Annotated in this window: 19 protein-coding genes and 2 rRNA genes; 3 read left to right on the top strand and 18 right to left on the bottom strand. The window is 54.2% G+C overall.

The annotated features are described in order from the left end of the window. Window positions 1-84 precede the first annotated feature (84 nt). The 5 genes from malQ to J3T95_RS06895 form a co-directional block, all read right to left on the bottom strand. Window positions 85-2,235 carry a 4-alpha-glucanotransferase gene (malQ, locus tag J3T95_RS06915; RefSeq protein WP_267450899.1) on the bottom strand — a complete coding sequence of 717 codons (2,151 nt, stop codon included), beginning with the start codon at window positions 2,233-2,235 and terminating at the stop codon, window positions 85-87. A gap of 254 nt (window positions 2,236-2,489) precedes the next feature. Continuing rightward, window positions 2,490-3,101 carry a YesL family protein gene (locus J3T95_RS06910; RefSeq protein WP_045934910.1) on the bottom strand — a complete coding sequence of 204 codons (612 nt, stop codon included), beginning with the start codon at window positions 3,099-3,101 and terminating at the stop codon, window positions 2,490-2,492. Window positions 3,102-3,183: 82 nt separating this feature from the next. Next, on the bottom strand, window positions 3,184-4,020 hold the full coding sequence (locus J3T95_RS06905; RefSeq protein WP_267450898.1) for a carbohydrate ABC transporter permease: 837 nt from the start codon (window positions 4,018-4,020) through the stop codon (window positions 3,184-3,186). Beyond that, window positions 4,017-4,862 carry a carbohydrate ABC transporter permease gene (locus J3T95_RS06900; protein ID WP_198187644.1) on the bottom strand — a complete coding sequence of 282 codons (846 nt, stop codon included), beginning with the start codon at window positions 4,860-4,862 and terminating at the stop codon, window positions 4,017-4,019. The genes J3T95_RS06905 and J3T95_RS06900 overlap by 4 nt, the downstream gene beginning before the upstream one ends. Window positions 4,863-4,988: 126 nt before the next feature. Next, entirely contained in the window at window positions 4,989-6,338 is a 1,350-nt protein-coding gene (locus J3T95_RS06895) for an ABC transporter substrate-binding protein (RefSeq protein ID WP_267450897.1), read from the bottom strand. 550 nt (window positions 6,339-6,888) lie between these two features. Here J3T95_RS06895 and J3T95_RS06890 point away from each other — a divergent pair. Then, window positions 6,889-7,896: a LacI family DNA-binding transcriptional regulator gene (locus J3T95_RS06890; protein ID WP_045935962.1), complete on the top strand. Its 1,008-nt coding sequence runs from the start codon at window positions 6,889-6,891 to the stop codon at window positions 7,894-7,896. 25 nt (window positions 7,897-7,921) lie between these two features. Here J3T95_RS06890 and J3T95_RS06885 read toward each other — a convergent pair whose 3' ends face one another. The 7 genes from J3T95_RS06885 to J3T95_RS06855 all read right to left on the bottom strand — a co-directional run bounded on the left by J3T95_RS06885 (window position 7,922) and on the right by J3T95_RS06855 (window position 17,770). Continuing rightward, on the bottom strand, window positions 7,922-10,375 hold the full coding sequence (locus J3T95_RS06885) for a glycogen/starch/alpha-glucan phosphorylase (protein WP_267450896.1): 2,454 nt from the start codon (window positions 10,373-10,375) through the stop codon (window positions 7,922-7,924). Between the two features lie 472 nt (window positions 10,376-10,847). Further along, window positions 10,848-11,684: a carbohydrate ABC transporter permease gene (locus J3T95_RS06880; RefSeq protein WP_045934905.1), complete on the bottom strand. Its 837-nt coding sequence runs from the start codon at window positions 11,682-11,684 to the stop codon at window positions 10,848-10,850. After that, entirely contained in the window at window positions 11,681-12,535 is an 855-nt protein-coding gene (locus tag J3T95_RS06875) for a carbohydrate ABC transporter permease (RefSeq protein ID WP_045934904.1), read from the bottom strand. The genes J3T95_RS06880 and J3T95_RS06875 overlap by 4 nt, the downstream gene beginning before the upstream one ends. A gap of 158 nt (window positions 12,536-12,693) precedes the next feature. Then, window positions 12,694-14,016, bottom strand: a complete 1,323-nt coding sequence (locus J3T95_RS06870) for an ABC transporter substrate-binding protein (RefSeq protein ID WP_052690643.1) — start codon at window positions 14,014-14,016, stop codon at window positions 12,694-12,696. A 132-nt stretch (window positions 14,017-14,148) separates the two neighbouring features. Continuing rightward, window positions 14,149-15,492, bottom strand: a complete 1,344-nt coding sequence (locus tag J3T95_RS06865) for a glycosyl hydrolase family 32 (protein WP_267450895.1) — start codon at window positions 15,490-15,492, stop codon at window positions 14,149-14,151. Window positions 15,493-15,727: 235 nt separating this feature from the next. Then, entirely contained in the window at window positions 15,728-16,789 is a 1,062-nt protein-coding gene (locus tag J3T95_RS06860; protein WP_267450894.1) for a LacI family DNA-binding transcriptional regulator, read from the bottom strand. A gap of 270 nt (window positions 16,790-17,059) precedes the next feature. Beyond that, window positions 17,060-17,770 (bottom strand): histidine phosphatase family protein, encoded by a 711-nt coding sequence (locus J3T95_RS06855; RefSeq protein ID WP_267450893.1) that lies wholly within the window; start codon window positions 17,768-17,770, stop codon window positions 17,060-17,062. Between the two features lie 40 nt (window positions 17,771-17,810). On the opposite strand from J3T95_RS06855, the gene J3T95_RS06850 reads away from it, so the two are divergent. After that, window positions 17,811-18,176: a DUF4235 domain-containing protein gene (locus J3T95_RS06850; protein WP_267450892.1), complete on the top strand. Its 366-nt coding sequence runs from the start codon at window positions 17,811-17,813 to the stop codon at window positions 18,174-18,176. 105 nt (window positions 18,177-18,281) lie between these two features. Beyond that, the gene (locus J3T95_RS06845) at window positions 18,282-19,100 is read left to right on the top strand and encodes a nitroreductase family protein (protein WP_267450891.1); all 819 of its coding nucleotides are present in this window, start codon (window positions 18,282-18,284) and stop codon (window positions 19,098-19,100) included. A gap of 211 nt (window positions 19,101-19,311) precedes the next feature. Here the strand turns inward: J3T95_RS06845 and J3T95_RS06840 are convergent, their stop codons facing one another. The 6 genes from J3T95_RS06840 to J3T95_RS06815 all read right to left on the bottom strand — a co-directional run. Then, window positions 19,312-19,563, bottom strand: coding sequence for a hypothetical protein (locus tag J3T95_RS06840; RefSeq protein ID WP_045934897.1), 252 nt, complete (start codon window positions 19,561-19,563; stop codon window positions 19,312-19,314). A 222-nt stretch (window positions 19,564-19,785) separates the two neighbouring features. Then, the gene (locus J3T95_RS06835) at window positions 19,786-20,724 is read right to left on the bottom strand and encodes an aldo/keto reductase (protein ID WP_267450890.1); all 939 of its coding nucleotides are present in this window, start codon (window positions 20,722-20,724) and stop codon (window positions 19,786-19,788) included. 68 nt (window positions 20,725-20,792) lie between these two features. Beyond that, the gene (locus J3T95_RS06830) at window positions 20,793-21,545 is read right to left on the bottom strand and encodes a tyrosine-protein phosphatase (RefSeq protein WP_267450889.1); all 753 of its coding nucleotides are present in this window, start codon (window positions 21,543-21,545) and stop codon (window positions 20,793-20,795) included. A gap of 197 nt (window positions 21,546-21,742) precedes the next feature. Then, window positions 21,743-22,402: an NAD(P)H-binding protein gene (locus tag J3T95_RS06825; RefSeq protein WP_267450888.1), complete on the bottom strand. Its 660-nt coding sequence runs from the start codon at window positions 22,400-22,402 to the stop codon at window positions 21,743-21,745. Between the two features lie 310 nt (window positions 22,403-22,712). Further along, a 5S ribosomal RNA gene (gene rrf / locus J3T95_RS06820) occupies window positions 22,713-22,829 on the bottom strand. A 173-nt stretch (window positions 22,830-23,002) separates the two neighbouring features. Then, a 23S ribosomal RNA gene (locus J3T95_RS06815) occupies window positions 23,003-23,192 on the bottom strand; the annotation flags it as partial.

Here is a 23,192-nt window from a genome sequence, read left to right as displayed (position 1 = left end):
CTCAACTTCTTCTGGCAAATATTATTCCCGTTACCAAGAACGCTGTTGACAAATGAGCGAATATCGGGATGGCGGCAGTTCGGCTCACCCTTTCTGCATAATCCCGGCAAGTGCGCGAACACGGGCCATATCGAACACCTTGTCAGCACTCACTGCTTGTCCATGTTCATCAGCCAATGGAACGCGCCAATTGGGATATTCATCGACCGTGCCGGGCTGATTCTGCGAACGAGCCTCACCCACTCCGTCAACCAACGCGGCGACCTTGAGCAGGCAGGGGGACTCGGCGATGGCACGGTGCATAGCCTGCACGATTTCCTGCATATGGCCGTCCTCATCATCGGCAGCTGCTTTATCCAACCAGCCATGGTCCTGCAGAAAGTGCAGCATGGCCGCATGCTCCTGCTTGGCAGTATGTTCAAAACTGGCAGGCGACGTGTTCAGCAGGTGCAGTTTCTCTCTGAGTCGCACATGTTCATAACGAAGATATCCAGCCGTTGGCGGCAGATCATGCGTGGTCACGGCCGCCAACGCACACTGGCGGTACTGTGCCGGATCCGCAAACCGTCCATCTTGCTGTTCAAACCACTCAATGACGGTGCCCAGAATGCCACGTTCAGCCAGAGCCTGAGAAGCGTAACGTGGGACGACACCCAGATCCTCCCCGATGACCATCCCTCCGGAACGAGTCGCCTCAATGGCCCAGACCGCCAGCATGGCATCCTGATCATAGGACACATAGGCTCCCTTGCTCGCAGGCAACCCGTCAGGAATCCACCAGAGTCGGAACAAGCCCAAGGCATGATCGATGCGGACGGCCCCGCAATGAGCAAACATGGCATGGACCAATTGCCTATAGGCCGAAAACCCGGTCCGCTGCAAACTCATCGGATCAAGCGGCGGCTGCATCCAATTCTGCCCCTGCTGATTGAAAGCATCTGGCGGGGCGCCCACCGTAGCACCGGATGCATAGGATTCCGGATGAGTCCAGACATCGGCTCCAAGAGGATTGACACCGACAGCCATGTCTTCCATCAGACCAATAGCCATGCCGGCATCCCGGGCAGCCCTCTGCGCCCGATCCAGCTGTTGATCAGCAACCCATTGCATCCAGACGTAGAAATCGAAGTCGTCATGATGCTCCTGCAACAGGTTCCTGACAGCGATGGAATCCGGGCCGAATCTATGGAACCATGAGTCGGATCCAGAATCAGGCCTGCCCCAACATTGGTATGCCAGGCACCACAAGGCGAAGTCCTTGAGCTCAGCACCACCGGAATCAATGAACTGTTCCAGCTGTCCAGCACGTTCCTGACTCAGCTCACCCTCGCCATAGATGATCCGCAAGGCTGCCTCTTTGCACTTCCAGCTATGATCCCTGTCAATTACGTCAGGATCGGCATCATCCATAGATACCTGCTTCAGGAGCGTGTGGATACGTTGCTTATCCCTTGGCGGCAGATTCTGATATTCGTCGATCAGCTCAGGTCGGATATAGAGGGGATTGATAAACACACGAGAGGATGGAAAATACGGCGAAGGCGTCATTGGAGGCACTGGCTCGGCGGCATGAATAGGATTTATCAACATGAAATCGGCCTTGGTCTTATCAGCGGCATCCACAAGAAGCCTACGTAAATCACCGAAATCGCCGACACCCCAGGATTGCGGCGAGCGCACCGAATACAGCTGAACCATCCAGCCCCATCGTGGATGCTCAGCAACCGCAGCCGGCAGATCAATATGTCCCGGCGCAGCAATCACCGTCGACACCGCGCTCCGCACGCCGTCCGATACGGTGAGCTTGTGGTACCCAATCGGAATCCTGCCATCCAAAACCAGAAAGAGGGGTCGACCGTCATCCGGGCCGCCTCCCGACGTGATCGCCAGCGACGATGATTGATCCGTTCCGTCCTCGAGTCTCAACGAAACTCGCACGGAACCTGCAGATGCACGAAGTGGCACCCTGACAGCATTGCCCACGGTCTGCACGATGGTCGGCGGACACAACTGTTCATTCTGTTCACGAAGTATGCGCTTCAGCGATAGACCGATCTGCGCATCGTCCTTGGCTGGAACACCCATTGCCCCCAGCACTCTGACGAGCACATCGTCATCTATATGCTGCAATTCGCCTTGCTGATCCTCATATTCAGCAGCAACACCGCACAAAGCGGCAAGACGTGCCAGTGCGCCCGTAGTGTCCGGCAATGACTGCAATGCTTTCGCACTCATGATTTGACCTCATTCCACCCTGCGCAACGTGTGCCTTCCTGGCATTCCAATGGCATTACCCCCGGACCATCGCCCCGTGACATAGTTGATCTCCTTTGCTTACTTTGGCAGCAAGTCGAATACCGGGAGCAATCGCACGAGGTTCAACAGCCACCAAGATTATTCTTGCAATCGTTGTCATTCCTTAATCAGCATTGCATCGCCTTTTCATTTACATCCGAGTCAATTTGATGGAATCGTATACATGCTTATGTCTATTGCGAATTGCCGGTCCGATACCTGTCAAGGGTGGGTTTCTGGATCGGCGTATGGAGCATGACAAGTGTTCCATACCCTAGAACCACGAGAAGGAAAAGCCCCTGGGGAAGGTGGAACCAGCAGACGGCCAAAAGCAGTAAATATGCCAAGTCCATGACGGCCAAAGCCGCTGTGCGCGGCCAATTGACAACGCCGATGACCAGTGCGTTCAGCATGGTCCGCAGAACAGTATTTTCAAAACCGGCTTGCAGCGACCAGACCCATTCGAAGACGATGGCCCATAGCAGCCCCAAGGCGAATCCGGGTATCAGCAAGAGGGGTACGCGCACCAGGAGCCATCCGCATATCAGCAGGCAGCCAATCGGGCACAATATCAGCCATATGCACGTGGACTGCACAAATTCCACTCGAAAGGCATGGAAAAAATCGGCAGTCACATGGCCTCGTCCCTGGAGGGACCTTCGAGCGGCATAATGTCCTGCCGACAAAGCCGCACCAATGGTAACCAAGGGCAGGCCCGTAACCAGCATGAGCATGTTGATCCAGATGGCATCCGCCAGATCCGACAATCCGCGCATCAACCCTGAATCGGGAGAGAGAAAACCCATCAAACCTCCATGCAATGATGCTCAGCACGGGAGCCCGCCAGGGAAGAAGATCCGGGCAGGCCCCCGTGTCTGAAACATCGGCCTACCCCTTCACTGCTCCGGCAAGCACACCTTTGATTATGTACTTCTGGCAAATCAGATAGAAGATAACAATCGGGATGATTGCCAACACCAGGCATCCCATCATGGCACCCATATCCACACTGCCATAACCGCCTTTTAGATACTGAATGGCTATGCTCATCGTTTTGAACCTGCGCATGTCCAAGGTCAAATAGGGCAAGAGGAAGTCATTCCATATCCACATAGCCTCGAGGATGGCCACTGATACAATCGAGGGCCGCATGATTGGCACCACGATTCCAAAGAAAGTACGTGGAATACTTGCTCCATCAATCATGGCTGACTCCTCCAGCTCCCGGGGTATGCCCTTGATGACGCCAGTGAAAATGAAAACAGCCAGACCAGCGCCGAATCCAAGATAGACAAGGCACAATCCCCAAGGTGTGTTAAGCCCCAGCATGTCCGCCAGCTTGGACAGCGTAAACATGACCATCTGGAAGGGCACGACCATGTTGAACAGGAACAGGACATACAAGGTTCTGGCCGCCCAATTATCGACGCGGACGATCCACCATGCGCACATGGAGGTGCAGAGCAGAATCAGCAGCACCGATCCAACCGTAATGAGCACCGTCCATCCGAAGCTGGCAATCAAGTCGGTCCGCTCGATGCCACGCCGGTAATTCTCCAAACCAACGAATGCCCTGCCTACAGGTATCGAGAAGGCATTGCGCGATATATATGCCTTGTTTTTGAAGGAATTGACCAGCACCAGCACCAGAGGGAACACCCACAGTATGGATACCAGAGTGAAAAAGACGCTCCATAAGCCGGATCTTTTGGTTTTCTCACTCATGCCGTTACCTCCTTGCTGGTGGTAAGCCGGTTCTGTATCAGCGCAATCAGCGCCACGATAACGAAGAACACCACTGCCTTCGCCTGCCCGACGCCCTCAAACCCGGTCCTGCCATAAAACGTCCGGTAAATGTTCAGCGCCAGGAGCTCAGAGGTGTTCGAAGGCGCGCCATTGGTCAATGCCAGGTTCTGATCGAACATCTTGAAGCCGTTGGTCACTGTCAGGAAAGTGCACACAGTTATCGACGGCATCATCAGGGGTAGCGTGATCATCATCAGCCTTTGCCGGCTATTGGCACCATCGACCGAGGCGGCTTCCAGCACATCACCGGGAAGAGCCTGCAGGCCGGCAATATAGATAATCATCATGTATCCGATTTGCTGCCAGCAGTACAGGAGCACCATTCCCCAGAATCCGTACATTCCCGAGTAAGTGATGGATCGGCCCCATCGGGAGAGCACGCCGTTGAGCAGCAGCAGCCAAATGTATCCAAGAACGATGCCGCCGATCAGGTTCGGCATGAAAAAGACAGAGCGAAACACATTCGCCCCTCGGATCGCCTTTGTCAGCATGTAGGCCACCGCGAATCCAGCTACGTTGACAACAACAGTCGTCACTATGGTAAAGGCGACGGTATAGACCAAAGCATGCCAGAATTCCCCGTCGGCCAGCGCTGCACGGTAATTGGCTAACCCGATGAATCGTGCATCAGTCACTGTCGTAAAACGACACAGGCTCAGCCACACACCCATAAGAAAGGGGACAATAAATCCGACTATGAAGGCCACCACTGTGGGCACGGTAAAAAGGACCCACCAACGCCGTATCGATCTGACTACCATGGGTCATCCATTCCTTCCCCGGCTCCATCCAAGCCCGCCATGACCATTCCTCACAAATTCGGACAAGTCCATGACGGGCAGCTGCTCATCTCAGCAAGCAGAATGGAAGAGCCGACGCTCTAAATATCAGGCCTGACGATTGACCTGATACTCCTTAGCCCAATTGTCTACGAACGCCGACTTGACCTTATCCCAGCTGCCGGTGCCCTGCGCGTACTCCAGAAGGGCGTTGCCCAGGTCATTCTTCCACTGCTCGGAGGGCATCATGGTGAAGTTCCAGCTAACCTGGGTCTTACCGGACTTGGAGTCTTTGACTGCCTCCTCAACAAGAGGATTGTCGGATTTTACATCGTCGAAGCTCTTGAAGGGGGTGGTAAAGCCCATATCGCTGCTCATGGCTTTCTTGCCCTTTTCGGACGTTATCATCCAAGCCAGGAATTTCTCCGTCGCCCGCTGATCATCCTTGGAGGCCTTCTTGTTGATGCACCAGTAATTCTCCGAACCTGTCGCCAGTCCCTGATCCTTCTCGCCGGGAGCGCCGATGTAGATGGGCATCATGCCGATCTGATCCTTGGACATACCTGCTTTCTCCAAATCAGTCCATGCCCAGGTTCCATTCTGATATAGAGCGGCCTCTCCAAGAGCAAATTCCGAATTGGCGTCATCGCCGGTCTTGGAGCTCAGCTGCTTGGGATCAGTGGTGGAATCCTTCAGATAAAGATCGAAGATTTGCTTGAATTGAGGCAAATAAGTTCCCTTGACGGATTCTGGCTGAGTGGTGATCTTATCTTCCTTGAGTTCGTAATAGAGAGGGATATTGGCCAAATGCGTCTTGAAGCGCCAATCGGAGCTAGAGTCGAACCCTGCCGAGGTAAAGGCACCCTTGACGCCAAGCTCATCCTTGTGCTGCTGAATGCCATCAGCAACCGCCTTGAGCTTGTCAAATGAATTTATATCCTTTACGGACTTGACCTTGGCATCAGACAACTTCATGTACTTGCCCATGATGTCCTTGTTATAAATCAGCCCATAGGTCTCCATGGCATAAGGAACTCCCAGGACCTGCTGACCGTCATCCGACTTGAGCGCCAGGTCTTGATTGGTCAGTTGACGATACACTTCGCTTTTGGACATGTCTGCCGTATAAGACTTCCAACTGGCTAGGCCCACGGGCCCATTCACCTGGAATAAGGTCGGAGCCTGCGATTTGGCCATCTCCGACTTCAGCGTCTGTTCGTATGTATTGGAGGCCGCCGTTTGCACATCAACCTTGACGCCGGTTTCCTTGGTATATTCTTCAGCGATCGCTTTCCACTGGTCCGCTGCTTCTGGTTTGAAATTCAGGAAGAAGACCTTGCCAGCGGCTGTCTTACCACCATCAGCCGATTGAGCCGATCCGCAGGCGCCCAAGGCTCCGACGGACAAAGTCAGAGCCGCCAATAGACCAATTCCCTTGGTTATCGTATGATTCATCATCGAACCTTTCTTTCTTGTTCAGTCGAATTCCTCGCTGTCACTTGTGTCCAGCCAGCGACTCGTACCGAACTGAAATTCGACCTACTTCTATTGTCCACAAAAAACGGAAAAATGCAAACGATAGCAATGAGGGATGGCGGAATGCGATTTGCTAAGTCATTTCATCGACATGTCCGTTCTATGATTCGGCTCAACATGACTCTTTTAAGCCCACAAGACTCAGGATTCTCTATAATTCAATCGTTGTCATCAATGCGTCAGCCTTTCACACGGTGGCATCAACAGCATTCGTGCGATCGATTTCAAAACCTATATAAAGACTGCAAACGCGCTACTTCCCGGATATAACATCTGCGACGGATTAGATCTGCATCCCAGGTTCTATAATAAAGATGAAGTAGATGAAGAAGGAAATTGCTATCGTTATCTATCAGATACGAGGGCAGGCTCCGTCACATCGAACTGGATCATGGAGGAGGATTCGAATGAGGTGCTGCACCATAACGGCATCCCCAGCGGACGTCTCCTCTTCGGCAATCGGAGGCACCCATTGAAATCCACCATCCAGGACGTTGCCAGGAAAGCCGGCGTATCAGTCTCCACCGTATCCCGGTCTTTCACTCGTCCACAGCTGGTTTCCGCGAAAACCCGCGCCAAAGTCCTCACAATTGCCCGTCAGTTGGACTTTAGCATATCAAGATCGGCAGCAGCGCTGAAGTCAGGACAATCCATGCGCATTGCCATGCTCATAAGCGACAGTGTGACCAAATGGTTCAACAGCCATGTCTTCGCGGGCCTCAATGATGTTCTTCAACAATCAGGCTACGATATCTCCATTTATACAATGAATACCTTTGAAGCACGCAGCCGGTTTTTTTCCGATTTGCCAGTTCGTCGGAACGCAGACGCGGTAGTGGTTTGCTCATTCAACATAGAGCCGGATGAAATCGCCAGGCTGGGGAACATGGATGTGCCTATCGTAGGCATCAACATCCCAGCCATCAAGGAATTTGACGCAGCCGTTTATATCGACGACCGCGACTCCATGCGTCTGGCTGTCAACCATCTGATCGGCCTAGGCCATCGACGAATAGCATTCATTAGGGCAGGGCACGGTTCACCCTTCCGCTATAGGGCTGACGAGCGGCTTGAAGGCTTTATGGATGCCTGTCGCAAGGCGGACATTCAGGATGAGGCCACTGCCATACAATGTCCTCTCGGGCAAGATGTCTACAACTCAGCCTTGTCCCAACTCCTGGCACTGGAACCAGCGCCGACAGCTGTATGCTTCCAAACTGATGAATTGGCTATACCAATTCTTTACCGTCTTCATCGCTATGGCCGAGAAGTCCCTGACGATCTATCCGTTATAGGTTTTGACGACAGCACCTACAGCGACGCAATCGGACTGACCACCATACAACAGGATCCTTACGCCATGGGCAGGGCGGCAGCAGACAAGATACTCAGCCTGATCACAGGAAAGGATGCGGGGGAACTTTACCAAATGTTCCCCACGCACCTGATCCTCAGGGATACAACCAAACCTCCCCGGTGACCTTCCTGCAATCGTCAGGCCCCGCTTATCTGCGTGTTCCTGGCATCCAAATCCGGGTCAGATAATCCTCTACCGCCCGATCGGAACTGAAAGAGCCGCATCGGGCGATATTGAGTATGGCTTTGCGAGCCCACTGATCGGGCTGTCTGTATGCTTGGTCAATCCTGCGCTGAGCATCCATGTAGGCTCCGAAGTCAGCCATGACCATGAATTGATCGTGCTTCAGCCAATCCTGGACAAGCTTGCGATAAGTATCACGATCACCATGCGAAAAGGCTCCTGATGCCACCATATCAATAGCAGCTCTCAGACGAGCATCCTTGTCATAATATGCCATAGGAGCATATCCCTCAGCATCCAAAGCATGCACCTGATCCACGTTCAGCCCGAAAGCAAAGAAGTTCTCTGCACCCACCTTCTCGCGTATCTCCACATTTGCCCCGTCCAAAGTTCCGACAGTCAGAGCCCCATTCAGCGCGAATTTCATGTTGCTTGTCCCGCTGGCCTCCTTGCCGGCCTGCGAAATCTGCTCATCAAGGTCCGTGGCGGGAATCAGGTGTTCCGCCATGCTGATGTTGTAGTTTGCCGGGAAATACACCTTAAGCAATCCATCGGTCCGTGGATCCGCATTGATGACTCTGGCCACATTGTTGATCAGCTGGATGGTCAGCTTGGCCATGGCATAACCAGGGGCGGCTTTTGCACCGAAAATAACCGTTCTTGGCTGCGCCCGATGATTGTCGGATCCTCCGGCGATTATATCGGAGTAATCAGCAATGACCGCCAGTATCTTCAATGACTGCCGCTTGTACTCATGCAGGCGCTTGACCATGACATCGAACATGGTTGAAGGGTCGGGGCTGAAGCCATACCGTCGTTGAGCGTAGAGAGCAAAATCCCTTTTATTGTCATCCTTGACGTGCATGAAGCGCGCCACGAAGCCGTCATCATCGGCCAGCGGTTCCAAACCAGACAGTTTGGAAAGGTCGGCAACCCAAGAATCAGTCCCCAAACCCTCCGTAATCAGATCCGAGAGCCGCGGATTTGCCAGTCTCATGAAGCGTCTAGGAGTCACTCCATTGGTTACGTTGGTGAACTTGCCAGGATAAACGGTGTGAAAGTCCCTGAGCGTGACCTCTTGCAGAAGTCTGGAATGCAGCTGTGCAACACCGTTGACCTTGGTGGATCCAACCGTAGCCAGATAAGCCATGCGAATTGTAGGATCCTCGCCTCGCGTGATGATACGCATGGCATCAATCCGCTCCTGGTCAACCTGTTCGTCCCTCAAATATCTGACAAAATCAGCATCGATGCGCTCGATGATCTCCATATGCCTGGGCAACAATTCCACAAAAAGCGAGCGCGGCCACTCCTCCAAAGCCTCTGGCAAGAGCGTATGGCAGGTATAGTTGAAAGTCCTCTGTGTGATCTCCCATGCCTGTGCCCATTCATAGCCGAAGTCATCCAAAAGGATGCGCATCAGTTCGGCGATCCCGATGACCGGATGCGTATCGTTCAACTGGAAACAAATATGATCAGGCAGAGCACTCAGATCAGGATGAGCCTGACCATGGTAGAAGGTCGCTATGGCATCGGCCAAGGATGCAGCGACAAAGAAATACTGCTGCTCCAATCTGAGACGCTTGCCGTCTGTATTGGAATCCTCGGGATAAAGGATCGCGCTGATGGTATTCGCTCGCACCTGAGCCTGTACCGCACCGCCATAGTCTGACTGGTTGAAGCGTTGCAGATCAAAGCCATCCAATGCTTCAGACTGCCAGAGACGAAGCGTATTTATACGCCCAGATGCATAACCAGGAATCGGATAGTCATAAGGAACCGCCTGAACCGACCAGGCCGGGTGCCAAACCCTATGGCCGCCCTGTTCCGTAACCTGACCTCCAAAAGCAACCCTTTGCGCTCTCTCCGTCTGTCGATATCCCCAGGCATCGCCGGCAGACAACCAGTCATCGGGTTTTTCCGACTGTCTGCCATTTGCGTCGAAGACCTGCTCGAATATGCCATAGCGGTACCGAATACCATACCCGATGGCCGGCAGATCAAGCGAGGCCAAAGAATCCATAAAGCAGGCTGCCAGTCTGCCCAATCCGCCGTTGCCCAAACCGGGCTCATGCTCTGCTTCGATGACGTCATCGGGGTCAAAACCCAATTCCCGCATGGCTTCATTAAATTGATCAGTCATCCCTGCGTCCAGAAGAGCATTGGGCAATTGCCGCCCCAGCAGATACTCTGCGCTCAAGTAGCCCACAGTCCTGGTCGTGCCTTCGGCCATGCGTCGATTGCTGCACTTCCAAGATGGCGCCATACGATCGCGTACCAGCTGAGAAGCTGCTTGATAAATCTGAACCGGCGATGCTGCAGCCTCATCGACTCCCCAGCGTTGAACCAGTCGTTTGCGAACCCCCTCAGCAAACTCGGCTGCTGATATTGATGCTCTTGGCTCAGTCAATTCCGTCATTGGGCAGTTCCTCCATTCTCGCCATTGATGCCAAACCTCGCCTCGGCCCGGTCTGCTTTGACAGTGGCCTTCCCCGTCCTTGCCCGGAAAGGCCATTACCAACACCGAATCGCCATCAATGGCATAGCGCCAAGCGGCTACTTGTATTGCACACGTTATCATAATAAGAAACTTGTCTGCCTGCAAATCATTACTCAGCCTTTACAATCACTGGAGAAACAGTAACTATCCTTCAATCTGCGGCAAGTCTTAGAGACGAAGAGATGACATACATTAATGACACCGTTTGCAATTCAAAATCAGCTCTACTTTCACAAAATCCTCCGATGATGCAGACAGGCAGACTGAGGCTCCTGCTCAGCACATACCGTCCGCGGTATTGCAACCAGGCTAGCCAAACAGCCTGTCGGAGGAATGAAAATGGTCCCCGGGCCTAAGAAAGCAGCCCAGGGACCATGGAGGAATTGCAGTTTCAGCCCTTTACAGCACCAGCCAATACTCCACTGATGATGTACTTCTGACAGATTACATAAAAAATGACTATGGGAATGATAGCCATGACAAGACAGCCCATCATCGCTCCCATATCGACAGTCCCGTAACCGCCTTTGAGATATTGCACTGCAATGCTGATGGTCCGATATTTTCGCAGATCCAAAGTCAAGTAGGGCAGCAGGAAGTCATTCCAGATTCCCATGGCTTCCAGAATCGCCACTGACACTATGGAGGGTTTCATGATGGGCACAACAATCTCAAAAAAGGTCCTGGGGACACTCGCCCCGTCAATCATGGCCGACTCCTCCAGCTCTTGGGGGATTCCCTTGACCACTCCGGTGAATATGAACACCGGAAGTCCGGAGCCGAACCCAAGATATATGATCCACAGTCCCCAAGGCGTGTTGAGCCCTATGATGTCGGCCATCTTGGACAGGGTGAACATCACCATCTGGAAGGGAACGATCATGTTGAAGAGGAAGACCAGATAAAGCGATTTTGCCGTACGATTGTTCACCCGGACGATCCACCAGGCACACATCGAGGTGCATAGCAGAATCAGTGCGACAGATCCTACCGTTACCACTACCGTCCATCCAAAACTGGCAAAGAAGTTGGTCTGTTCAATGCCCTTTCGGTAATTGTCGAGGCCCGCGAACATGTCGCCCAGCGGAATGGAGAAGGCATCATGAGTGATATAGACTTTGTCCTTGAAGGAATTGATACCAACCAGCACTATCGGGAATACCCACAGTAGGCACACCAGTGTGAAGAACAGTGTCCACCAGCCTGAATGTTTGGCCTTGGCACTCATGCGGTTACCTCCTTGCGAGCGGTAAGCCTGTTCTGCAGGATAGCGACAAGGGCCACGATGACGAAGAAAATAACCGCCTTGGCCTGGCCTGCTCCCTCGAACCCAGCCCGTCCGTAAAATGTCCTATAAATGTTCAACGCAACCAGTTCTGAAGAATTGGACGGTGCTCCATTGGTCAGAGCCAAATTCTGGTCAAACATTTTAAAGCCATTGGTGATCGACAAAAACGTACAAACGGTTATTGATGGCATCATCAGTGGAATGGTGATATGGAACAGGGTCTGGGCGCCGCTGGCTCCATCAACCGATGCAGCTTCGATGACATCACCGGGCAGGGTCTGCAACCCGGCGATGTAGATAATCATCATGTAACCAATCTGCTGCCAGCACATCAGCAATACCATTCCCCAGAATCCGTACGTACCTGAAAAGGTGATGGACTTACCCCAATGCTGGAGGACACCGTTGAGCAACAGCATCCAGATATAGCCGAGCACGATGCCACCTATTAAATTGGGCATGAAGAAGATCGACCGGAAAAGATTCGCTCCCCTTATCGCCTTCGTTAGCAGACTGGCGATCGCGAAGGCACACACATTGACGATTACCGTAGTGACCACTGTAAACAAGGCCGTGTACCACAAAGCATGCCAGAATTCAGGATCCGATATGGCTGCAGCGTAGTTTTTCGTTCCTATGAAATTGGCATCTGCGATAGTCGTGAAACGACATAGACTCAGCCAAATCCCCAATATGAAGGGGATGACGAATCCAATCACGAATGCCACAAACGTAGGCAAGACGAACAAGGCCCACCAACGGGAAATCGTCTTGCCAGCCATCGATATCATTATCAACCTCCGAGACAGAATCCAATGAATCATCCATACCGGTGCGCATACCGCCGAACATACTTCCCCGGGTTCGCGCGGCATGCGTACCGTGTATATCCTTTACTCATGCACAACCGCGCCGGTTCCACTCCGATTACGGCGCGGTCAAGCTTCCCTCACGACTTGTGAACCGTGTTGTACTCGGATGTCCACCCGTCGACGAAGGACGATTCAACCTTGGACCATGGCCCAGTCCCCTGGGCGTATTCCAACATCGCATCGGCCATGGTCAAAGCCCATTGAGCCGTGGGAAGCGGGCGGATGACCAAGTCATAGCAGTTCCGCTTGGCATAAACATCATTGGCACGCAGTATGGGATTCTTCGTTTTGAAACCCGCCTTGGCATAGGATTTGAAAGGAGTCTCGAAGCCCATGGTGTCAGTGACGATTTTTCTGGCTCCATCGTTATCGAGCATCCAGTCCAGAAACTTCTTGGTAGCGTCTTTATCTTTTTGCGAGGCTTTGCTGTTAATGGCGAAATAGTTGGAGCTGATCGTTAACCCGGAGTTTTCCTCACCTGGGATTCCCATATACAGCGGGAAAACGCCCATATCCTTATCCGAGACTTTCTTGCCGCGCAGCTGTGGATACGCCCATGATCCCATCTCGATGAAAGCCGCATCACCAAGCGCAAATTCCGAAATAGCATCGTCCAGGGTCGCGCCTGAAAGCTGTGTTGGCGCAACCGTCTCGTTTTTGATCATCAAATCGAATATCTTCTTGAGATTAGGCACATACTTGCCCGATACCTTTGAAGGAATCACCGTCGTGTTCTGATCTCGATATTCGTAAAACACCGGTATATGCGGCAACATGTCGCCGTACCTAGGCCGTGAACTGGCCTCGAATCCAGCAGAGGTGAATGCTCCTTTGATGCCTAGATCGCTTTTATGAGCCTGAATCTCTTCGACCATCTTCTTGAGAGCATCAAATCCTCGGACTTCCTGTTCGGAGTGAATGCTCGCCCAGTCCGCGGCAAAGTATTTTTTCAGAATCGCACGATTGTAGATGATGCCGTACCGGTCAAGCACAAAAGGAATAGCCTTGACCGTATCGCCATCTTTGAGCACATAGTCACGGTTTTGCAGATCCTTGTACATGCGCGTTCCGGAAAGATCATCGCAATAATCCACCCAGTTGGGAAAGTCATTGTTGTCCAGGCCGATAAGCGTCGGCGCATTGGTCTTGGCGAGTTCGCTTTTCAGGGTTTGCTCATAATTGCCTGGGGAAGCAGTCGTAATATCGAATGGTATGCCCGTATCCTTAGTGAACAGCTTTCCTAACTGAACGAACTGTTCATTGTTTTCGCCTTTCTGATTCATGTAGTAGACCCGACCTTGCGAGCTGCTACTAGCCCCTGTTCCTCCACAACCCGAGAGAACACCCATCGTGAGTACCGCGGCTGCGATTACGGCCGTCGTTTTCCTGACTGTATTCATGCCTTCCTCCATTGGAAGCCTTGACTCATCATCACATCCTGTATGTATGCCTAGCATAAGCGCTTAAGCAATTGCTGTCAGCCTCAACGATGTTCCCCGTCATCGCATAACGCCTTTATTGTTTTACAACTATCATCTCCTTACCGTATTTGATATCCAAGCATTCGAGAGTGTGAGGGAGCCGTCGGTTACGAACATGCCGACGGATCCACCGCCGGACCGATACATTCTGGTGCTCAAAGCCACCCCGTCAATGTATAAGGTGGCAATCGTATCGTCCACAACGACTTGCAAATGATGAGCACTGTCTGCATCCAGGCGCACAGGTCTGGTCAGGCCTATATTCATGGTGTTAAACCAAGGATAGTTCGGACTTCCCTCAAACGTGCATCGGTTGTCGTCAACCTTGCAAAGGAACTGATAGCCTGCTTCGGTATCCGGATCCTCCTCCAAGACGATCCCGAAGGAGCGAGTGGAAGGGGCGAATCTGACATCGGCTTCAAAGGCAAAAGGACTGCCAAGATGGTCGGCGATCCTATGTTGCACTCTGCCATCGTCACCTTGCACGGCAAAGTCATCGACGGGCTTCCGATCGATGAAACCGTCCCAGAGCGTATTGACTGGCTTAACGCCTAAAGTATGATCCGGCCGCTGGAAGATTTCATGAGGCACGAATGTGCCGCCCCATTCATAATTGCCAGTGTCCTGATCCCCTTCCTTGGTCCCAACCCAGCCGAACAGGATACGATGGCCGTTCAAGGCGAAGGTTCGTGCGGCATAATATGCGCTTCCTTCCAGACCGTCGTCCGGCGGCTGTAGCCAAGGCCCGTTCAAGCTCCTCGACATCCTATAGGTCATCCCGTGTCTGTCGCTGTACTCGGTGACTATGTGATACCACCAGTCTCCCATTTTGAACAGGTCCGGCATCTCGTGCATCGTATACAAGTCCGGGGCCCAAAAATCGCCCTCGAATTTCCAGTTCATGAAATCCGGCGATGAAAAGCATACTGTCCTGCCGGTTCGTTTTGTCTTTGGACCAGGCTGTCGAGCACCCAACAAAACCAGATACCGGTCTTGCTCATCATCCCTGGTCACCCAAGGATCTCTCCAATCAGAAGGGTCATACCCATCTTGAGGCAGGAAGGGCAATGGTTCGCCCACCTTTTGCCAGTGATACAGGTCGCTGCTGACAGCATGCATCGGAACCTGAGAAAGCCCTCCTTCGTTCTCGATATTTCTGTTGTAGCCGGTGTAAATGATGTGGTAGCGATCATCGACTTTGCAAACAGAGCCGGCATAAATGAACTGATCCTGATCACGCTCACCACCGTGTGGGATTACCACGCCATGGTCTTCATAATGGATGAAGTCCTTTGTCGTAACCAGGGACCACCCGAACGGCTTTCCTAACGGCTCAGGATCCCTATCGTCGCGTTGGTGGAAGATGTAAAAGGTGTCGCCCTCGCCGAAAGGCATACAATCCCCCACCCAATATCCCGGGGCTTGATAGTATAGCGTGTTCACTGAGTCAATCCAATCTGTTCTTGTCGTTTCGATCAGCCGTGATCGATGAATCTGCGATTATTCTCCCTTGTTTAATCGCTTAAGCACTATCCAGAATAGCTGCTTCCCTGTTTTTGTCAAATCACGGTCCAGCCTGTCGCAGGCGGATGTGTTGCTGAGCGCAAGGCCTACTTATTAAGTAAAACCGTCAGCGCGCCGGCACGGCAATAGAGCGCCTGACCACTGAGGGGCAAGAGACATGCACCGGCTGATATTCCTGCAAATCCTGGGGTCCCGGTCTTACAGCGGGGGCACTTTCCGCATCCTTTGAGTGTTTCCTGTCCGACGACGGCTCAAGCAGCATGCGCACTCCAAGTACACCGAGATCGTATTGGGGAAGAGCCACAGTTGTCAGGCCAGGATGAAGGTGGGCCGCAATCACTTCCTGGTTGTCGAACCCAACGACCGAAAGATGATCGGGAACACGCACTCCACGCTCCCTCAAAGCGTCGTACAGGCCCATGGCCGTTCTATCGTTATGGCAGAATACCGCAGTAGCCCCTGTCTTCATCAGCGCGTCCACCGCTCCATACCCACCCTCTTGATCGGCCTTGGCAAGAATCACCAAGGAGGGGTCGAAGGAAATCTGCGCCTGTTCCAATGCCTGACGATATCCCCGCAAACGCCCAACCGAAGCAGGTGAAGATTCCGACTGATTGATGAACGCTATCCGTTTATGACCCGCAGCAATGAGCAGATTGGTTGCGGTCAAACCACCCTGTACCTCATCTGGCACGACTGCCGGGTATGTACTGTCACGGTCATAGCAATTTACCAGAACCGAATTGACCTGCCTTAATTCTTTAGGAGGGACTACTTCGTGATGCACCCAACTGGAATAGACAATGCCTTCAACCTGCCTCTCCAGCATGAATGAAAGCGCGCTGTGCTCTATACGCGAATCGCCGTTGGTATCGACCACCAACAGTATTTTGCCATTGCGCCAAGCCTCATCCTGAGCACCGCGGATGACCTGACCTGCAAACGGAGAAGTAGCAACACCATCACTGATGAATCCGATTGAGTCGGACCGCCCGCGCGCCAAGCCGCTTGCCAGGGCGTTTCTTCTGTACCCCATGCTCTTCGCTATACGCCTTACGCGCTTCCTGGTCTCCTCAGGAATTCTGACATCCTTATTGTCATTGACAGCCCACGAAGCGGTCGCGATCGACACCCCTGCCGCGTGTGCGACATCTTGCAATGTAACCATCCCAGTCCATCCTAATGATCCTGTGCGGTCATAGGGCTCAATCGTCACAACAGCCGAAACATCAGTGGATGCATCAGCATACTCATATCATTGAATCGTTGAAGTTGCAATGATACCGGTCGATAGCGACGTCCGACCTGTCTTTCGTCCCCGCCCATCGATGACATGCCCTCGCACTGACAAGCTTATCGGGTTCTGTACACACCGCATCTATCTGGACAACACACCGGAAGCATTCAATGTTCGATAAAGTTCCATTCGGATAATGACTCACACATTCCACTGCCTGAGCACACGTTCACCCTGGTAGATGCCGAGAACACCGTAATGCGCCGTATTCATCCTGAGCAACTGGGCCTTGCTTGGATCTAAGGCTAGCCACTGCGTGGTCAGGATGCGCAGAATATGGGCGTGTGCCACCAGGAGCACATGCCGCCCCGCGCATACCTGGGGTTCAAGCCATCGGACTATCTCTCGCGCACGAGCGGCCACCTGATCCAGACTTTCACCGCGGGTCACGTGCACTGGAACACGGTTGCCCGAAGGCAGCACGACCACCCGGTCACCGGTCAGTTCATTGATGCCCAGGGCCTGTGGGCCGTCGACCCACAGTTTCCAGTCGCGGCCGAGACCAGCCACCACATCTTGAGGACGATGCCCTTCGGCCGGACCATAATCCCACTCCAGAATCTCATCCATCGGTGTCGGATCAGGAAAGCCGGCCAGCTCGGCTGTCTGCCTGGCACGTTGCAGGGGACTGGAAAAAACACAGCCGGCGTCAAACCCCTCGGGAAAGGCTTTGGCCAGCCGCCGACCGGCCTCTCTGGCCTGTTCACGTCCTTGGTCAGTCAAGGGAATATCAGTGCGTCCCGTATATTGCCCTGTTTTGCTCCAAATAGTCTGACCATGCCGTAACAACACGGCGTAGCCCTCACTCTCAGCCGAGGCATCATTGCCCGCCGCGTTTTTCACAGTATCCATGCATGGTATTTTAACCCCATGCGTGTGGGATAATGGACCTATGACGGACTCAGGACGGGAATCTGGCGGAATGGCCGACCAAGTGGTCGGCATGCTTCATCAGGTAGATGGCAAGGTGAATGACATGCGCAACTCGATTGAATCGGACCCGGACTCGCTGACAGACAAGCTGATCAAGTTTGCGCTTCCCAGCATCGCCGCACTGCTGGCGGGCAAACTCTTCCAGTCTTTCTGGAGCGGACTGGTCCGCAAGCGCAACGGAGGCATGGACAACCCCGAAGAGGAACAGGAGAGCGCTACCGCCGGCCTACTCTTCGGCGTTCTGTCGGCAGCCGTCACTGCCCTGGTCTCCGGCCTGTTCGAGCGTGGTTCCCAGGCTCTGATCGATCGCCGCCATCAGCGCTGAAAGCACAGGATGCTGACTGACACCAGGATGGGCCTGATAACGCTGATTGCGTGATTTTGACGACAAGGTCTTGCATTGGCAGGCGTTGGCGGCCAGAATGTCAAAATGACCTTATCAAATTCACAGAAAACCCCGGCCGCAAATCTGGCCGACAATCCCACCATACGGACCTTGCTTGAGCGACGCTCCATCCGCGGATTCACCGACGAACCGGTTGACGACCAGACCATCGCCCTGCTGGAGCAGGCGGCCCAACATGCTGCGACCAGCCGCTACTTCCACGAATGGTCGGCCATCAGGGTCACGGATCATGATGAGGCACTTGCCATTGCCGATATGGCCCATCAGCGCTATGTCGCCGAAGCCCCGTTGCTCTACATCTTCCTGGCAGACCAGCGCCGCAATGCCGACCTGGTCCGGCGATTCGCCGATGATCTGGACCCGGATACCACCCTGCTCAACACCGGTTATGTCTTCCTGCAATCGCAGAACGATGCGGTCCTGGCCCTGCACGCCATGGAGACCGCCGCCAACGCGCTGGGCCTGGGCGGAGTCATTCTGGGCAGCGTCATCAATGACACGAACAAATTGATCGATTTGCTGAAACTACCCAAACTGGTCTATCCGGTGCTGGGTCTTGCCATCGGACACCCGGCCCAGGATCCGGATCCCAAGCCAAGGATGCCTCGTCAGGCGCAAATCTTTACCAACACCTATCAGCGGGCCGATGATGATGCAGACATGAAGGATGCCCTGGCAGACTTCGACCAGACGGTTACCCGCTATTATCGCGACATCCGGCACATGGACGATCCCCACCGCTCATTCAGCGCCATAATGGCTGACAAGGTTCGTAACCCTGCCTCCGGCCATGAACCCATGCTGGATTCAATCCGCCGGCAGGGCTTCGACCCGGCCTGCTAGGCGACGAAATTCCTGCAAGCCAGACAAACCGTAGGAATCAGCAGATAAGTTCAACAGCCAAGTTCACCAGCCTTAGGCGAATAGACAGAGACGGATTGGCCCCAGGCAGCGAGATCGACGGAATCCGATCTTGCTGCCTGGGGCCGTCAGAAACAATCAGGATCGACTCGGTAACATCAAGCGCGCATGGGCTGCAGAGGCGATGACTGCCTCACCTGCGACGAGGCTTGTACCCACGTTTGCGGCTGTGTGGTTTCGAAGCTCGCGAGACCGCCCTCATACGCTGGTAGGAGCCCGGCTCATGGCTGGTCAGATGCCAGCTTCCGCAGTAATCACAGCGGTAGACCCATAGAAGAACGTCGCGTTCGACCATGCTGCGGTCGGCGGCCTGCTGGGCTTTGGCCCGATCGTGATACATGATCTTGGACGTAGCAGCGCAACGTCGTGGGGTGAAATAATGCATGACAGCGTACGACTACCTCGAAACCGATCCGACCATCCTCGATCTGACTATCCCTCTGCACTTCTTTTGCACTCATGGCGCCCGATGCCCGACCAGGCTGGCCCTGCCAGATGACGCAAGAACATTGATGCGAGATCAGACGGCGGGGCGCAATCCTTCATAACCTGAAGCGGGTAGAACCGGGCAGAAAACGGGCGGACGTGAACGGCCCTACAGCAGGAATCAGGGCAGGTCATGACCGGCGCTCAGGTAGAGGTCGTACCATTCCTGGGCAGTCAGATCCACATCCGCACCAGCGGCCATCTGGGTGATGCGTTCAGGGTTCATGGATCCCAGGAGCACCTGTATGCCGGCGGGATGCCGCAGAATCCAGGCCACTGCGATTGCACTCTTGGACACCCCGTGCTGCTTGGCCAGTTTGTCCAGCTCGGCATTGAGTTCGGGATAGCGTGGATTGTCCAGGAAGACCCCGTCGAAGTATCCGGTCTGGAAGGGGCTCCAGGCCTGAATGGTCATGGACTTGAGCCGCGAATAGGCCAGAAGACCGCCATCATGGTCCAGGCTGGGATCATCGCCCATATTGACGTGAATCTCCTGGTCGACCATGCCAGTGTGTCCCAGTCCGAATTGCAGCTGGTTGACCTCCAGGCGCTGGCTTACCGAGCTCTGCAGCAGCTCCACCTGCATGGGGTTGACATTGCTGACGCCGAAGTGCCGAACCTTCCCGCTGGACTGCAGTTCATTGAAGGCTTCAGCCAGATCGTCCAGGTCAACCAGGGTGTCGGGCCGGTGCAGCAGCACGAAGTCGACATGGTCGGTCTGCAGGTTGACCAGCTCCTCATCCAGGGCCTTCAGCAGATGATCCTTGGAGAAGTCATAGCGGGTGATCTGATCGCTGTCAGGGTTGCGGAAGATACCGAACTTGGTCTGGATGCCCACACTGTCCCGGTCTACGCTCAGATCCTTCAAAGCTTGTCCCAAGGCACGGCTACTGGCCCCTGCATGGTAGCAATCGGCTGTGTCGAAGAAGTCCACGCCCGCATTCATGGCCGTCTCCACAATGGTCCGCGCTTCCTCACGGCTCTTCTGATCGATCCGCATGACCCCCAGGGCCACACGGGAGGCCCGGAATCCCGACCGTCCTAAATTCATGTATCGCACAATGTCCTCCTCGTAATTGACGTCTAAGCTCGAGTCTACCCGTCCCAGCCACCTCCAGCCTTGCGCGGTTATTCCAACAGGTTGCTGCGCAGGGCCTCCACCTGGTCCGGTCCGAACCCTAGGGCCTGACGTGCATAGGCGAAGACATCACCATAGGCGTCGATCATGGTCTGTTGGGCATGGGCCAGGTATTCTTTCTTGACGCAGAGCGCAATCTCTAGTGCGTCCAGTGAATCCTGGTCGAAGCCCTTGGCGCGGAATTGGTCCAGCAGCTGATTGTTGGCCGCGACCCTCTCCTGGTTGGTCTTCAGGTAGTCCGCGAATATCCGGTCGTCGTCCACCTCCAGCAGCCAGAGCACCAGGGCCGCGGCGAACCCGGTCCTGTCCTTGCCGGCAAAGCAGTGGAAGAGCGTAGCCCCCTGGGTGTTGCCTACAACGATGCGCAGGAACTTCCCATAACCCTGCTGGGCCGCAGGGCTCATGACCAGGTCATGGTAGACATTCAACATGTGGCCGTTGACCTGATCCGCTAAACCCAGCGAGGCGAAATCGTCCAAGCTGGCGCCGTTGGTACCACTTTGCTCCAGCAAATCAATGTTGGTAAAGGTCACACCATCGATCTTGTCGTCCGGACTTTCCTGTCTCTCAAATGGCCGGCGGAAGTCCACGACCTGCGTCACCCGGTAGCGGTCGACCAGTTCCCTCTTCGTATCTTCGTCCAGGCCGACCAGCTGTCCTGATCGGATGAACTTATAGGGGCGGACCCGGCGGCCGTGGATTGTCCGAATGCCACCCAGATCCCGGAAATTGGTGATGTTCATTAACGACCTCCTTCGGTTGCGCCCAGTCCCCACGCCAACCCCACCTTCATAAAGGTCACTGGGACGCAATGCACCAGCGCGCGATCAACAGCAAGAACCAACAAGCAATGCAACCAAGGTACCATCACCGTTGCTGTACAGACACGCCATAGTCTCGCGGCAAAAGCTTCTTGTGGGGGCTTGGTCGGTTGGTGTTGTCACTGCTCTGCGGTCAGGGCCTGTTTGATTGGTGTGCCTCCCCCAATGATGTTGTAGATCCTGCCTGTGGTCTGTGGGAGGTCGACGCAGTCGGCCAGGCATTGTGCCACGTCGGGGATCGGTATGGGTCCAGGGCCGTCCGGCTCTACCTGGATGGCTCCTGTGCCGGTCTGTTCGGTCAGACTGCCTGGCTCGATGATGGTGTAATCCAGTCCTGAGCCGATCAGGTACTGGTCGGCCATGTTCTTGGTCACGTAGTAGTCGGCGAGGGCGTCGATGGCAGGTTTGACCTGGGGCTGCTCCCAGCGCAGCCAGTCTGCTGCATACATGGCTCCCAGCATGACGTACCTGGTGATGCCGACCGCCTTGGCGGCCTCTATGGTCTTCATGGCTCCCAAAGCGTCGATCTGGTTGATGTCCTTGCCGCGTGAGCCTGCAGTGAAGACAACGGCATCCGCATGCGTCCTGCGGAATGCGTCGGTTACCTGGGAGAGCGGGTCATGCAGATCCAAGGTCACGGGCTCCACCTGCTGCCTGGCGTGAATCTTCGAGGCCCCTCGTGCGCAAGCGACCACTTCGTGGCCGGCTTTGACCAGGTCCTCGCAGGTCAATGCACCAACCCTGCCGGTGGCCCCTACAAGAATGATTATTTTGCCCATGCTTATCCGCTTTCTTCGTATCCGTATTTGTGCGCCTGATTCGGCTGCTTTTCATTCTAGATGTCCTGAACCAGAAACGACAGGCAGCAAAGTGGGCGACGGTTTTGACATCAGTGCTCTCTAGGTTCAAATCGCAGACAGCGCAAGCGAAAGGCGACCTTTGGTATTCAGCCCAACTGCGTTTGATTGTTTCCCTCACGGCTTTGTGCAGGAGGACAGGAACAGCCAAGCATTGGTCTGAGCCGAATATGAAAAAGGGAGGCATCCTCAGGAATGTTCCCCCAAGGATGTCTCCCATATTCAAGTGTAATGGCGGCGGTGTGCTACTCTCCCACACTCTTCCGGGTGCAGTACCATTGCCGTGCTGGGTCTTAGCTTCCGGGTTCGGAATGGGACCGGGCGTCTCCCCCAGGCCATGACCGCCGCGAATCTTCAATTTCATCCATCCCCTTCATGCGAAGGGCATGGGGTCTTCTGGTGGTTCGGGGACCGGATGGTGGACGCGTGTTCCGTTGTCGATCGCCTGTGGCCGTCCGTGTTCATTGCCGCAGGCAGGATGCGCAGTAGGGGTTGATGCCGCCACCCCTCATGGGGGTGGGTGTTGTGTTGTCCTCGACCATTAGTGCCGGTCGGCTCCGCCCCTTGCGGGGTGTCCACGTCCGGTCTATCGACCATGTGTTCTGCATGGGGTCTTCAGAAGCCCGGAGGCTTCATGGAATCCTTATCTTGGAGGGGGCTTCCCGCTTAGATGCTTTCAGCGGTTATCCCATCCGAACGTAGCCAACCGGCC

The organism is Bifidobacterium sp. B4079 (assembly GCF_026537385.1).
GTDB classification, from domain to species: Bacteria; Actinomycetota; Actinomycetes; order Actinomycetales; family Bifidobacteriaceae; genus Bombiscardovia; species Bombiscardovia asteroides_I.
Note: the sequence above shows the minus strand (reverse complement) of the source record. Positions and strands in the feature narration are given on the sequence as shown.